Genomic DNA, 12,932 nt, shown 5'->3' on the forward strand with positions numbered 1-12,932 from the left:
GCACCTCATTTTTCATTTTGCATTAAATTCATGTCATTTACGTTTATCCAGCCTTTCGCTCTCATCCATTCGGATAGAAGGAGTGCAATGATAGCTGGTATCACTACATAGCATACTACAACTTGGGCGAAAAGCAACCAGCTAAACCCCATTTCTGTAAAAGTCATAATTGGTCCAACGAGTCCACTCGTCCCCATTCCTGCTCCTGCAGCGTTATTTACTAAACCAAAGCCAATTGTTCCGATTGGTGCGGCTACAAGGCTCGCCATAGTAGGTGGAATAAGTATTTTGGGATTTTTTATAATATGAGGTATAAGAAGCATTGATGTGCCAATACCGATAGACAATAACCCACTTACACGATTATCACGGTAGCTTGCTACTGCAAACCCGACCATTTGACCGGCACAACCAATGGCAGCAGCAGCAGCAGCCATTCCCGTTAAATCAAGCATAATTGCTATTGCAGCACTAGAAATCGGTGCTGTTAGTGCCAATCCCATTAACACAGCGACAATGCCGCTCATCACAAGAGGAGATTGAGTTGTCGCCCACGTGATCGTTTCACCTATCGAAAGCATCACAAATTGTATTGGCGCACCGAGTAGGAATGCTACTGTATAGCCAGTAACAATTGTTACGATAGGTGTCACCAGAATATCAATTTTTGTTTCACCTGCAACAAGCTTCCCTATTTCAGCACCTACAACAGCAGCAACAAAACTTCCTGCTGGTCCTCCAAATAGTGCACCAGCTGCTCCACAGACAACTGTCGCAAGCACAACAAAGTTTGGAGCACCTAATGCTAATGCCACAGCAGCACCAATAGCCCCGCCATATAAATCCATTGTGAATTGTCCAAGTTCAATCACGTGCTCAAGCTGAAACTGCTCCCCGATCGTTCGAATAATAATGCCAATAATTAATGTCGCAAACAAACCAAACGTCATTTGCCCCATTGCTTTTATAAAATAGGTACGAAGAGATGGGTTTACACCTTTTTTAGTTAAAAACGCTCGCATCGCTCACACTCCAATAGTTAATCAATACCTTATCTAGAATACGATATGTCTTTTCATGTGACAAGACATTTAGAAAGGTTTTATTTTCTTTTTTTAGGATATCCATTACTATAGAGAAATAAGGGAAAAAAGGAGCATCTATATGGAACTGACTGTTTATTTAGCTGGAGAAATTCATACCAACTGGCGAAAAGAGATAAAGGAACTGGCAAACAAGCAAAACTTACCATTACAGTTTAAAGGACCAATGGAAAACCATGACAAAAGCGATAAGATCGGCGAAATGATTTTAGGAGAACAGCCCTCAAAAATACTGACGGATGAAGCAGCTTCTAGCATTAACAACTTACGCACCCAACTACTTATAAAAAAATCAGACGTGGTTGTCGCTTTATTTGGAGAAGAATATAAGCAATGGAACACGGCTATGGATGCGTCAAGAGCAATGGAAGCCGGCATTCCTGTCATTTTAATCCGACCTAAAAAACTGCATCATGCTTTAAAAGAGTTAGCGAATAAAGCCCAAGTAGTCATCGAAACGCCTGAGCAAGCGATTGAAACCTTAGCTTATGTATTTGCCGAGAATTAATCTTCCATAAAAAAAAGCAATCGCTTAAAGCGATTGCTTTTTTTACTGATTGAATTGAAACATACCATAGCAACTCTCTACAATGTGAGCAAACATTTGTTTGCGGGTGATGCGACCGTTTGTTAATAAGCCAATTGCACCGTCTTTTTTGCCAATGTCATTGCCTATAATATGTGACAATTCTTTTCCAGCTTCAAGCCCTTTATTATACTCCTTCGGTAAAGGGAGACTTAAGCCTGAAGCGGCATAAACGTGTCCACCTTTCGTCACCATAACTCCCCAATTACATAAATAGTAAACACCTTCGTATAGATAAACGCCGCCTTCCAGACCAATTCCAGTATCAGCGTCGGCCTGTTCTCTCGCAAATTGCGCTCGATTCAACGCCCCTAATTTTGTTTCTTCATTTGAAAATGGCTGGGCTGAAACACCCGAAGGTGCCGAAACAGTCTCGATTTTAATTGGTTCTTTAAGCAACGTTTCTTTGACTGCAAACACTTTTGCAGGATTTTTTGTGCCTACCGCTAACGTAATCATTCGTATGACGTCAAGCTTTCGTATGTTGATTGATCGGTTGATCGAACAAGTTTAATTAGAAGCTCTTTTGCTGCAGCGTAATCATCAACATGTAAGATGGATGAAGATGTGTGAATATAACGTGCGCAGACCCCAATGACAGCAGATGGAACTCCGTCACCTGATGTATGAATACGACCAGCATCTGTTCCACCTGGTGATATAAAGTATTGGTATGGAATGTTATTTGATTCAGCTGTATCTAAAACAAAATCACGCATACCTTTATGGGTAATCATTGTACGGTCGTGAATTCTAACTAACGCCCCTTTTCCTAGCTGACCAAATGCGTCTTTCCCACCAGTTGCATCATTGGCAGGACTTGCATCAAGCACATAGCTTAGATCAGGTTGAATTAAATGCGCTGCTGTTGCTGCCCCTCTAAGCCCGACTTCCTCTTGTACCGTTGCACCTGAGAATAACGTATTCGGAAGAGATTCACCTTTTAATTCTTCTAATAATTCAATTGCGAGTCCGACACCGTAACGGTTATCCCACGCTTTTGCCATAATTTTTTTCGGATTAGCCATTGATGTGAAAGGACATTCAAGGGCTATCGGTTGTCCTGGTTTTATTCCTAAGGCCACGCAATCATCTCGATCGTCTGCACCAATATCAATATACATTTCTTCAATTGGCATTGGCTTTGAGCGCTGTGCATCTTGAAGAAGATGAGGTGGTGTTGACCCTATAACACCGACAATCGGTCCTTTGTCTGTTATAATTTGTACTCGTTGAGCAAGAAGAACTTGTGACCACCAACCGCCTAATGTTTGAAATTTAATTAAGCCCTTCTCGTTTATCGATGTCACTAAAAATCCAACTTCATCCATATGACCTGCTACCATTACCTTTGGACCAGCTGAATTTCCTCTTAATACACCAAACGTACTGCCTAATTTATCTTGAACAATTTCGTCGGTATGCTTTAACAATTCTTGTTTTACGTATGCCCTTACATCATGTTCAAAACCTGGAGGACCTACAAGCTCCGTTAATGCTTTAAACATTTGTTTTGTTTTATCGTTCATTTTGAACCTCCTACAAGCTAGTATCTTTACTATTTTACAAAACTTCATATTGATAAGCTAGCAAATGATTTAAATCCTTATAAAGGCTCATGAAAGAAAAGTTACTTTTCTTACAAAAAATGTGGTATCGTAATGTTGCGTACATAAGAGATGGTTTGGTTTTTATTTTCTACTTTTAGGGGATAGCAATGATTGTCTACTATTCCTGTGCAAATTGGTTCCCACTTTATTTACAAGGAGAGGTTAAATTTGAAACGTTTTTCAATCGGCGTCGGTATAGGTGTGTTAATGGGTGTACTTGCCTCAAGAGCTTGTCAAACGACAGAATTAAAGCCTGAACAAGTTCTTAAGAAAGTGAAAGCTGTAGTAAAGCAAGAATATATCATCAATGGATCTTGGATTCACATGCAATCTGAAACAGTCGAACACCTTGGCTTAACGTATCACGTTTATCGAGGCGGACTCACAAGCTCAACTGTCGACGGACCTGTACAATATGAGTTTGTTGCAGATGTAGAAAGTGGCGTTCTTTTAAAGCTCGATCAAATTTAATAAACAAAAAACAAGCCTATCGTAGGCTTGTTTTTTTAATAAGTTGCTTCTAAACGGTAAATCCGATCGCCTTTTGTTGAGAATTTCTCTTCATACTCTGTCATCATATTGCCTTCCATTTCGCTTTTATGCAAGTCAAGACTTACATTTTTGAATGACATACCGTAGCTGGACATGCTATGAAGAGAATATTCGAACAAGCCTTGATTATCGGTTTTAAAATGAATTTCACCATTGTCTGTTAACATACGGCGATACTTATCTAAATAATAGGGATGCGTTAAACGCCTTTTCGCATGACGAGTTTTCGGCCAAGGATCTGTAAAGTTTATAAATACCCGTTCCACTTCACTTTCAGCAAAAAATTCCTCTATATCACCAACATCTTCACTTAATAACTTCACATTCGTTATGCCTGCTTGTTCTACGTTTTCCATTGCTGTTAGTAGTACACTTTCGTATCGCTCAACACCAATAAAATTAATAGTAGGGTGAGCCATCCCCATTTTTGTCAAAAACTGACCTTTCCCAGTCCCTACTTCAACGTAAATCGGGTGGTCGTTGTTAAACAAATTGCTCCACTTTCCTTTTTGAGTAGTCGGATCTTGAACCACAATAGCAGGGCGCTTGCTTAGTTCTTCCCTTGCCCAGGGCTTATGTCTTAAACGCATTGCAACAAACTCCTTTTCGCTAATACATGTATATTTTTCATTTTTTTACTTACGCTATAAATAGGAGGGATCGTATGCCTTTATCAACGAACGACAAACTTTCATTAATAAAAGATTTATTACGAAGCCACCAATCTGAACATTTTCTTACTCAAAACGAACGCGAACAGCTTACGCATCTATTGTCTAATCTTGCGGATGAAACAACACTTGATTCGCGTATTTCTGATACCATTTCGCAAATTTCAAGTGCGAATCATACAGACACGCTAGATGCTCAAGCAGTAAATATGTGGATAGAACAATTATAATTGGCTTATTTCCTAGGAAATAAGCCAATTTCTCTCAAACAAATAGCTCATCTTTTTATAGATGAGCTATCGATTAAATAAGACAAATTTTTTTCATAGCTACGTACTTGTTCTTCATTTTGTCGACTATGGTGCCATAATAATTCTGATATTGAATGTGCAATCATATACCAATACATTCGTAACTGTAACGAATCCGTCAGCTCTTCTCCGTATGAGTGGAGCCAGTCCTCCCATTCACCCTCTGGGATATACGTGTAAAGCAATAGCCCTAAATCAAGAGCAGGATCGGCAACAGTCGCACCGTCCCAATCAATTAAATATAGATTATCATGTTCATCACGCATCCAATTGTTATGGTTAATATCGCCATGACAAACGGCATATTTTGTATCATCAAGTTGTCCAAGGAGTCTTTCTAATTCGCTTAGCCCTCTATCGACGATTTCATTATGAAGACGATAAAGTGAGACTTGTAAGTGCATATTCTCAATCATAACTGACGGAATCAACGGTTTATTACCCATCCGTGTAAACATATCAAGCAAGTCAGCAGACTCATGAATATTAGCTAACAGTTTCGCTGTACGATCATGTCTCATTTCCTTTGCTTTTAGTTCTCTTCCTTGAATCCAGCGCTGTGCGGTAATAACATCTCCGCTCTCCAACCTCTTTGTCCACAATAATTTCGGGACAATTCCTTCAGCAGAAAGAACCGCAAGAAAAGGAGATGAATTTCGCTTTATGAATAATTGATAGTCGCCTTGTCTAGCAACATATGCTTCACCAGTTGCGCCTCCAGCGGGTAAGACATCCCAGCCTTCTCCTAAAAACAATTCCACCAGGTTCACCCTCAATTTCCTTTTCTTTTCTTCCGCTTCCTTACTGCCTTCGTTTAGTATACCTTAAATAAGACTGGAAAAAAAACCATTAAAAAAGCAGAGCACAGCAAAGTCTCTGCCATTAATGATGTAAGCTATAAAAATGGTTACAATTGAAGCGGCCTCATGCATACTTGCATTCAATAGATAGGTCTTATGGTACCAAAAAGGTATAACGATCGTCAATGTGAGATTTTAAAAAAACAGCCGACTTTACGTATAAACATACCCTTTTAGATTGACAGCAGCTGAATAAGTTTGCTTCAATAGGGGAGTTATAAAACGATACACTTGTTAAGAAGGCGTTTAGAACGGAGGAACAAATCGTGCATCATCAGGAAAATCGAGCTATTTTACTTGTTACATGTCAAGATAAGCCAGGCATTGTGTCGGCCATTTCGACTTCTTTATTTCATCACCATGCAAATATCGTTCAATCGGATCAGTACTCAACAGATCCAGAACACGGGCGATTTTTTATGAGGGTTGAATTTGAATGGGAAGAATCAAAAGCAAACTATCAATCCATTCAAGAAGCGTTAAAACAAATCGCTCAAGAATATGCTTTCACATATAAAGTAGAAAAAGCAAGCCGAAAAAAACAAATGGCTATTTTTGTCTCTAAAGAAAATCATTGCTTATCAGAAATCTTATGGAAATGGAAAGCAGGTGAATTGTATGCAGATATTCCACTTGTTATTAGCAATCACAAAGACGCTCAAGAAGAAGTGGAGTCTTATGGCATACCGTTCTACCATATCCCTGCCACAAAAGAAAATAGAAAAGAAGCAGAAGAGCAAGCTATTCAATTGTTAAAAGATCATCAAGTTGAACTCGTTGTTCTTGCTCGTTACATGCAGATTTTAACGTCCACTTTTGTTTCTCAATTTCCAGAGAAAATTATTAATATCCACCACTCTTTCCTACCAGCATTTATTGGGGCTAACCCTTATGCAAAAGCTTTTGAACGTGGTGTTAAGCTCATTGGTGCTACTGCTCATTATGTAACAGACGATTTAGACGAAGGGCCTATTATTGAGCAAGACGTTATGCGTGTTGATCATCGACACTCGGCCAAGGATTTAAAAATTGTTGGTCGAAATATTGAACGAATTGCACTTGCAAGAGCCGTTCAGTGGCATTTAGATGACCGTTGCATCGTTCATCAAAACAAAACGATTGTTTTCTAATATAAGAAGAGCTTATCGACTAAAATACGATAAGCTCTTTTTACTACCTATTCATCGTGTGCATACACCATTTTTTTAGTCATGCCACCATCAATGGTAAGCGTTTCACCATTTATAAAGTTATTGTTTGGATTGGCTAAAAACAAACAAGCTTCCGCTATATCTCCTGGTGTTCCAACACGGTTAGAGGGGTGTTGAATATGATCAATATCCCTTAGCTGCTTTATATCTCCTGTGTGAATCCAACCTGGAGCAATGGCATTGACAGTAATTTGAGTATCGTGAAGGGACATTGCCATTGCATGGGTTAAGGCAGTCAATCCACCTTTAGAAGCTGCATAGGCTTCTGAATTAGCCTCAGACATAAAAGCCCTAGTCGACGATATGTTGATAATGGCACAGGGCTCTTTCTTTTGTTTCATAGTTTTCGCGAAACCTTGTGAAAGCAAAAATGCACTTGTTAGATTGGTCTTTAGCACTTGGTTCCAGTCTTCAAGAGTAAGTTCGAAAAAATTTTTAAAAGTAGACACACCAGCATTGTTAATTAAGACAGACGGTGAGCCATACTGACGATGAATCTCGTCTATAGCTGTTTGAAGCTGCTCATGATCCGATACATCTACTTGTAGCGCACGAACTTGGTCATGTTCCCATTCTTGTTTTTCTTTGTCCATCGTTATGACGTTGTAACGATTTTGCGCAAATGCTTTTGCTACTTCCTTCCCAATGCCATTTGCACCACCCGTAATAACCATTAATCGCTTGTCCATACTTCATCTCCTTTTTGCTGATTGCCGTTACTCTTTCCCCCTTTAACCAAATAAAAAACGCTCTCGTTAATAGAGAGCGCCGTTTAACACGTTAACCTTGTTCCAAGGCAAGTAATTCATGATTTATAAACGTAAATTCCGCTTTATCCATCGGAGCATCGATGAAAATTAGTTGTGGTCGATTAATGGGTGCTGGAAAACTATCCAATCCAAATGTTTGTTCCCATCGTTGGATACTCTCAGATAGGTTTTTTTTTGCTTCCAAAAACGTGTCACCAAACCCAACACACTCTTCCAACCCATATAGTTCTATCATAAGCTCAGTTGAACCAAGCCAATTATATACTTTTCTTACACGTAAATCATAGGTAGACATGAAGCTGCTCTGACGCATCAAATACCTCCTTTATTCCTGAACAGCCCTAAGCAAATTAACGTTCTATATTCAATAATGTTTTTAACGTATTACGGACATAATTTTTAACACGACCTTTTTATTATAGCCCCTTCGACGGGTTGTTTCAATGCTGTTTACCATTAAATTTTGCGAACACCTACTACGTTTTAATCATAATGGCCATTTAAGGTGGGAAACTATAAGCGTAATCAAATAGTCATTATTATTCGCATGTCGCAATCATTCCCTTTATAATGTGAAGCGTAGAGAAAGATATTTCAATGAGGTGAAAACATGAAAGTTGTAAATAACGTTGCTGAATTAATTGGTGAAACACCATTAATTCGTTTAAACAAATTAGGAGATCCAAATGGTGCGGCCGTCTATTTAAAATTAGAGATGTTTAACCCAAGTGGCAGTGTAAAAGATCGTGCTGCTTACTCCATGATCGTACAAGCTGAGAAAGATGGATTCCTAAAAGAAGGTTCCACCATTATTGAACCAACATCTGGAAATACAGGTATTGGTCTTGCGATGAATGCTGCTGCTCGCGGCTACAGAGCTATATTAGTTATGCCAGACACAATGAGTCAAGAACGCATCAACTTATTAAAAGCATATGGAGCAGAAGTTGTCTTAACAGACGGTGACAAAAAAATGCCAGGTGCCATTGATAAAGCGAAACAATTAGTAAATGAAATCCCTGGAGCATATATGCCCATGCAATTTGAAAATGAAGCCAATCCTGACGCTCATCGAAAAACAACAGCGTATGAAATTAAGAAGAGCTTAGATTCAATTGGAGCTCACCTAGATGGCTTTGTTGCTGCTTCAGGAACGGGTGGGACGATTACGGGAACCGGTGAAACATTAAAAGAACTGTATCCAAAAGCGATTATTCACGTTGTTGAGCCCGCTGGTTCGCCTGTATTATCTGGTGGTAAACCAGGTCCTCACAAACTTGTTGGTACGAGCCCTGGCTTTATCCCCCCCATTTTAAACCAAACAGTTTATGACAAAATCAGACGAATCGACGATGAAAACGCCTATAAAACGACAAGAGATCTTGCACGATTAGAAGGTATCCTTGTTGGCCCCTCTTCTGGAGCAGCATGTTTTGCTGCACTAGAATTAGCGAAGACGATGCGTACAGATCAACATGTCGTTGCCATTGCCTGTGACACAGGAGAACGTTATTTATCAACAGACTTATTTCAGTTTGACAATTAACAGACAGGGAATTTAACTTCTTTATTCCCTTACATAATCTTTACAATTCACACGATAAAAGAATAATCGTTCGGCTTTGACAATAGTTTTTGCTTACTTTACGAAATTCCATCCAACAATTTACATGATTTCTTCTTTGCGCTTTTTATTGTTTTGGTGTAAACTATAAGTGTCTATATAAAGAGTAGGTTTTTATATAGTCGATGCACGAAAATCAAGACCATCACCTCACCTTACCTAGCAATTTTTGACGACACTTTTTACTAAATTGTTTTCAACTTGCATAGGATTGGGTATAGGGATTTGAATTCATGTATAAAGAAGGAGTGGTTTTTTGCAAACTTCAACTGATCGTATGCTGACTCGAATTAAGTCCATCTACCTGTACATCAAACAGAAGGGAACTGTCACGACGAATGAATTAGTTGAAGAGTTCGGCATCACTCAACGAACCGTGCAGCGAGACTTAAATGTACTTGAATATAACAATCTTGTCGTTAGCTCAGCACGAGGTAAGTGGAAAGCAACGAGCAAAAAAACAAAGGTTTCATAATAAAAAAGACCATTAGTGGTCTTTTTTTTGATTTCTGCTGGCTAATTGACATTCTTCCAGCGACAATTCACGGTATTCACCACGAGAAAGTTCTTCGTCCAACCACAGCGCTCCAATGCGCACTCTTTCAAGTTCAAGAACTTGCTTTCCTACTGCTTCGAACATGCGCTTTACTTGATGGTACTTCCCTTCTGACACCTCTACACGAACGAGGGAATGGTCTCCTGCCTTTAAAATTTCCAAATGTGCTGGTTTTGTCGTATAGCCGTCTTTTAGCTCTAGCCCTTTATGAAAAGCCTCTACATCTTCTTCTGTTACATACCCTCTTACTTCTGCCTGATACAGTTTACCGACATGTTTTTTTGGCGCCATTAATTGATGGGAATACTGACCATCGTTTGTCAGTAACAATAGTCCTTCTGTATCAAGATCTAGACGCCCGATGGGAAAAAGATCATAATGACCATACTCTCGTGCTACTAAATCTACGACCGTTTGATGGACTCGGTCCTCAGTTGCTGATAGGACATGTTTTGGCTTGTTCAACATGATGTAAACAAACTCTCGGTAATGAACGTCAACACCCTTTACTTGTATGAGATCGTGCTCTCCATCAACTTGTGTTTTCGGGTCTTTTACTTTCTCTTCATTAATCGCTACAGCGCCTTGTTTTAAGAGCTTTTTCACTTCTGCTCTTGAGCCATAACCTGCATTCGCCAACAGTTTGTCGATTCGCATGCGTACACCCCTTTTTTCATGAAAATAGCTGAAGGAGGATCACCTGTCTTCAGCTATACGCTTCTTTACTTTTAAACATATATTCTCGCGTGCGATAGTGAACGTTTAATACAATTCCAATCGCTAGCATATTCGTTAAAAGGGCGCTCCCACCGTAACTTATAAACGGCAATGCTAAACCAGTAATGGGCATTAAACCAATGGTCATCGCAATGTTTTGAAACACTTGAAAGACAAGTAAGCCGATCACACCTGAGACAAGATACGTTCCAAACAAATTATTGCAGGTTAGTGCAATCATGATCATACGGTAAAAAAGCAAGAAGTACACGATAAGTAAAACCATGGCTCCTAAAAAGCCAAACTCTTCACCAATAACCGTAAAAATAAAATCGGTATGAATTTCGGGAATCACATCACTTTGGGTTTGAAGTCCTTCCATAAATCCACTTCCAAACAGCTGTCCAGATCCAATCCCTAGAATCGCTTGATTTAATTGATAGCCAATACCACTTGTATCATCATCTGGCGTTAGCCAACCATAAATCCTTGCTAATTGATGGGGTTCAATTAAATATTCACTAAAAAACTCAAAGTGTGCTTGATGCAAATACACCATTACTGCAATAAAGCCAACCCCTAGCCCAGCAAGGGTAAAAAGAATTCTCCATCGGATGCCTGACATTAAAACCATCGTTGCAATAACTGCACCAATGACTAAAGCTGTTCCTAAGTCAGGTTGCTTAAGAATAAGTAAAAATGGTGGCAACCCGACTGCTAATACTTTACCTAGAAGAATTAAATCTGCTTTCACACTAAAATCGTTACGTTCACTCGTTAAACGGTAAAGCAAATGGGCTAAAGCAAGAATGAGAAAAATCTTCATAAACTCAGATGGCTGAATACCAAAGATCCATCGTTGTGCGCCATTTCGCTCAGTTCCAAAAAACTCGACTGCTAATAGCATAATCATTCCAAACCCGTATAAAGGGATTGTCAAAAATTTAAAATGATCAAAGTCAACCAACATCACACCTGCGATTATAATGGCTCCAATTCCATACCAAATTACTTGTCGCACAACAAAATACGTTGGATCTTCATTAAAATACTGACCTGCCCCACTATAGATAGCAAGTAGACTAATACACATTAACAAAAAAACAAGGAACAAAAGCGTGTAATCCAGTCCATGTTGTTTTCGTTCCATTTTAAGCCTCCAAACTCCAATTAAGCACTTAGTGATTCTCCTTCATCCATCTGCTTTCGTTTTAGCCGTTCGTTGTTTTGATGGATGTTAGCCAATATGGCAACACTCATTAACGTCACGAGCAAGGAAGTTCCACCATAAGAAACAAGCGGAAGCGTAACGCCTGTAATCGGCAACATACCGGAAACAGCACCAACGTTAAAAATAATTTGGATGGCTAGAGAAAATACGATTCCAAATGCTAACAAACTTCCAAAAGGATTTTTACATTTGGTTCCAATTGATACACCACGAAATAGAATGATGCCGTAGCAGAGAAACACAATGGCAATCCCAAGAAAGCCTAACTCCTCAGAAATAATCGTTAAAATAAAATCCGTATGGCCTTCTGGAAGATTGCGCAACTTCTGCATGCTCTCACCTAATCCAAGACCTGTAAAACCACCATTTGAAATGGCTAAGTAGCCGTGAATAAGCTGAAATCCAGCTCCATCCGGATTTGCAAACGGATCTGCAAATGAAACTAAGCGCCTTAAACGATACGGTTCAAATACAGCCAAAGCTGCAAAAACCAGCCCACCTACAATGACTAGACCGATCAAATGACGCCATTTCGCACCTGAAATGACGACTAACATTATGGCTGTCAGCATAATCGACGTAGCTGTACCGAGGTCTGGCTGTAGCATAATTAAACCAAACATGACACCGACAATAATTAACGGTGGCATGACACCATTTACAAAATCATCAATATACGCTTGTTTTCGTGAATACACATGCGCTAAGTAAATAATTAATCCTAATTTCACAAATTCAGATGGCTGTAATCCGACTGGACCAATTCGAATCCAACGACTAGAGCCAACATCTTCTCCCAGTCCAATGAGCTTAACAAGGATTAATAACACAATCGACATAAAGATAATCAACGGTGTGATCTTCTGAAAATGCCGGTACTGAAAATGCATGAGCACAATGAATGCTACTGATGATAAACCTAGCCACATTCCTTGCCTTATGACATAGTAATAGGAGTTTTCAAACCGTAAATACCCCTCAACATAACTCGCGCTATATACCATCAGTAATCCAAATAATGCTAAAATAATCGTTGCACCAATTAAAAGCCAATCATTGTCTTTACGAAAGGAATAATTCATTCGTCCTCCTAATTGACTTGTTACGTAGATCAAGTCTCCTTACTCTCT

At 39.3% G+C, this 12,932-nt stretch carries 16 protein-coding genes; 6 read left to right on the plus strand and 10 right to left on the minus strand.

Features of this window, described 5'->3' with window-relative positions; translation table 11 throughout:
* Positions 1–5: 5 nt before the first annotated feature.
* On the minus strand, positions 6–1,022 hold the full coding sequence (locus FPV17_RS15150; RefSeq protein ID WP_144559372.1) for a PTS sugar transporter subunit IIC: 1,017 nt from the start codon (positions 1,020–1,022) through the stop codon (positions 6–8).
* 142 nt (positions 1,023–1,164) lie between these two features.
* On the opposite strand from FPV17_RS15150, the gene FPV17_RS15155 reads away from it, so the two are divergent.
* Positions 1,165–1,611: a YtoQ family protein gene (locus FPV17_RS15155; protein ID WP_144559373.1), complete on the plus strand. Its 447-nt coding sequence runs from the start codon at positions 1,165–1,167 to the stop codon at positions 1,609–1,611.
* Between the two features lie 42 nt (positions 1,612–1,653).
* On the opposite strand, the gene FPV17_RS15160 is transcribed toward FPV17_RS15155, so the two are convergent.
* Both FPV17_RS15160 and FPV17_RS15165 read right to left on the minus strand, forming a co-directional pair.
* Positions 1,654–2,148 (minus strand): DUF84 family protein, encoded by a 495-nt coding sequence (locus FPV17_RS15160; RefSeq protein WP_144559374.1) that lies wholly within the window; start codon positions 2,146–2,148, stop codon positions 1,654–1,656.
* Positions 2,145–3,218, minus strand: a complete 1,074-nt coding sequence (locus FPV17_RS15165; RefSeq protein ID WP_144559375.1) for a M42 family metallopeptidase — start codon at positions 3,216–3,218, stop codon at positions 2,145–2,147. Before FPV17_RS15165 ends, FPV17_RS15160 begins: the two co-directional genes overlap by 4 nt.
* 249 nt (positions 3,219–3,467) lie before the next feature.
* Between FPV17_RS15165 and FPV17_RS15170 the strand changes: the two genes are divergently transcribed.
* The gene (locus FPV17_RS15170) at positions 3,468–3,770 is read left to right on the plus strand and encodes a hypothetical protein (RefSeq protein WP_035393876.1); all 303 of its coding nucleotides are present in this window, start codon (positions 3,468–3,470) and stop codon (positions 3,768–3,770) included.
* Between the two features lie 35 nt (positions 3,771–3,805).
* On the opposite strand, the gene trmB is transcribed toward FPV17_RS15170, so the two are convergent.
* Positions 3,806–4,441: a tRNA (guanosine(46)-N7)-methyltransferase TrmB gene (trmB, locus tag FPV17_RS15175; RefSeq protein ID WP_144559376.1), complete on the minus strand. Its 636-nt coding sequence runs from the start codon at positions 4,439–4,441 to the stop codon at positions 3,806–3,808.
* Between the two features lie 74 nt (positions 4,442–4,515).
* On the opposite strand from trmB, the gene FPV17_RS15180 reads away from it, so the two are divergent.
* Positions 4,516–4,752, plus strand: coding sequence for a YtzH-like family protein (locus FPV17_RS15180; protein ID WP_035393873.1), 237 nt, complete (start codon positions 4,516–4,518; stop codon positions 4,750–4,752).
* A 47-nt stretch (positions 4,753–4,799) separates the two neighbouring features.
* Here the strand turns inward: FPV17_RS15180 and FPV17_RS15185 are convergent, their stop codons facing one another.
* Positions 4,800–5,594: a phosphotransferase family protein gene (locus FPV17_RS15185; protein ID WP_035393870.1), complete on the minus strand. Its 795-nt coding sequence runs from the start codon at positions 5,592–5,594 to the stop codon at positions 4,800–4,802.
* Between the two features lie 365 nt (positions 5,595–5,959).
* Between FPV17_RS15185 and purU the strand changes: the two genes are divergently transcribed.
* On the plus strand, positions 5,960–6,823 hold the full coding sequence (gene purU, locus FPV17_RS15190; RefSeq protein WP_144559378.1) for a formyltetrahydrofolate deformylase: 864 nt from the start codon (positions 5,960–5,962) through the stop codon (positions 6,821–6,823).
* A 47-nt stretch (positions 6,824–6,870) separates the two neighbouring features.
* On the opposite strand, the gene FPV17_RS15195 is transcribed toward purU, so the two are convergent.
* Positions 6,871–7,593: an SDR family NAD(P)-dependent oxidoreductase gene (locus tag FPV17_RS15195; RefSeq protein WP_144559379.1), complete on the minus strand. Its 723-nt coding sequence runs from the start codon at positions 7,591–7,593 to the stop codon at positions 6,871–6,873.
* A 91-nt stretch (positions 7,594–7,684) separates the two neighbouring features.
* On the minus strand, positions 7,685–7,987 hold the full coding sequence (locus FPV17_RS15200) for a hypothetical protein (protein ID WP_035393864.1): 303 nt from the start codon (positions 7,985–7,987) through the stop codon (positions 7,685–7,687).
* Between the two features lie 297 nt (positions 7,988–8,284).
* On the opposite strand from FPV17_RS15200, the gene cysK reads away from it, so the two are divergent.
* Entirely contained in the window at positions 8,285–9,220 is a 936-nt protein-coding gene (cysK, locus tag FPV17_RS15205; protein WP_035393862.1) for a cysteine synthase A, read from the plus strand.
* 334 nt (positions 9,221–9,554) lie between these two features.
* Positions 9,555–9,773 carry a DeoR family transcriptional regulator gene (locus FPV17_RS15210; protein ID WP_038482055.1) on the plus strand — a complete coding sequence of 73 codons (219 nt, stop codon included), beginning with the start codon at positions 9,555–9,557 and terminating at the stop codon, positions 9,771–9,773.
* A 12-nt stretch (positions 9,774–9,785) separates the two neighbouring features.
* Here FPV17_RS15210 and FPV17_RS15215 read toward each other — a convergent pair whose 3' ends face one another.
* From FPV17_RS15215 to ftsW, 3 genes are read right to left on the minus strand one after another with little or no spacing between them, the layout of a single operon-like run.
* Positions 9,786–10,511, minus strand: coding sequence for a pseudouridine synthase (locus tag FPV17_RS15215; protein ID WP_144559380.1), 726 nt, complete (start codon positions 10,509–10,511; stop codon positions 9,786–9,788).
* 49 nt (positions 10,512–10,560) lie between these two features.
* A complete protein-coding gene (rodA, locus tag FPV17_RS15220; RefSeq protein WP_144559381.1) occupies positions 10,561–11,721 on the minus strand; it encodes a rod shape-determining protein RodA in 1,161 nt (386 codons plus the stop codon).
* Between the two features lie 20 nt (positions 11,722–11,741).
* Positions 11,742–12,884, minus strand: a complete 1,143-nt coding sequence (gene ftsW, locus FPV17_RS15225) for a putative lipid II flippase FtsW (protein ID WP_035393860.1) — start codon at positions 12,882–12,884, stop codon at positions 11,742–11,744.
* Positions 12,885–12,932 lie beyond the last annotated feature (48 nt).

The organism is Shouchella miscanthi, from assembly GCF_007725405.1.
GTDB lineage: Bacteria > Bacillota > Bacilli > Bacillales > Bacillaceae_D > Shouchella > Shouchella hunanensis.

What these genes read in the sequence shown, in the direction of transcription:
- FPV17_RS15195 (WP_144559379.1), bottom strand. Translation starts at nt 7,593, where the DNA reads ATGGACAAGCGATTAATGGTTATTACGGGTGGTGCAAATGGCATTGGG.
- FPV17_RS15215 (WP_144559380.1), bottom strand. Translation starts at nt 10,511, where the DNA reads ATGCGAATCGACAAACTGTTGGCGAATGCAGGTTATGGCTCAAGAGCA.
- ftsW (WP_035393860.1), bottom strand. Translation starts at nt 12,884, where the DNA reads ATGAATTATTCCTTTCGTAAAGACAATGATTGGCTTTTAATTGGTGCA.
- FPV17_RS15200 (WP_035393864.1), bottom strand. Translation starts at nt 7,987, where the DNA reads ATGCGTCAGAGCAGCTTCATGTCTACCTATGATTTACGTGTAAGAAAA.
- cysK (WP_035393862.1), top strand. Translation starts at nt 8,285, where the DNA reads ATGAAAGTTGTAAATAACGTTGCTGAATTAATTGGTGAAACACCATTA.
- FPV17_RS15150 (WP_144559372.1), bottom strand. Translation starts at nt 1,022, where the DNA reads ATGCGAGCGTTTTTAACTAAAAAAGGTGTAAACCCATCTCTTCGTACC.
- FPV17_RS15165 (WP_144559375.1), bottom strand. Translation starts at nt 3,218, where the DNA reads ATGAACGATAAAACAAAACAAATGTTTAAAGCATTAACGGAGCTTGTA.
- FPV17_RS15155 (WP_144559373.1), top strand. Translation starts at nt 1,165, where the DNA reads ATGGAACTGACTGTTTATTTAGCTGGAGAAATTCATACCAACTGGCGA.
- FPV17_RS15160 (WP_144559374.1), bottom strand. Translation starts at nt 2,148, where the DNA reads ATGATTACGTTAGCGGTAGGCACAAAAAATCCTGCAAAAGTGTTTGCA.
- rodA (WP_144559381.1), bottom strand. Translation starts at nt 11,721, where the DNA reads ATGGAACGAAAACAACATGGACTGGATTACACGCTTTTGTTCCTTGTT.
- FPV17_RS15180 (WP_035393873.1), top strand. Translation starts at nt 4,516, where the DNA reads ATGCCTTTATCAACGAACGACAAACTTTCATTAATAAAAGATTTATTA.
- trmB (WP_144559376.1), bottom strand. Translation starts at nt 4,441, where the DNA reads ATGCGTTTAAGACATAAGCCCTGGGCAAGGGAAGAACTAAGCAAGCGC.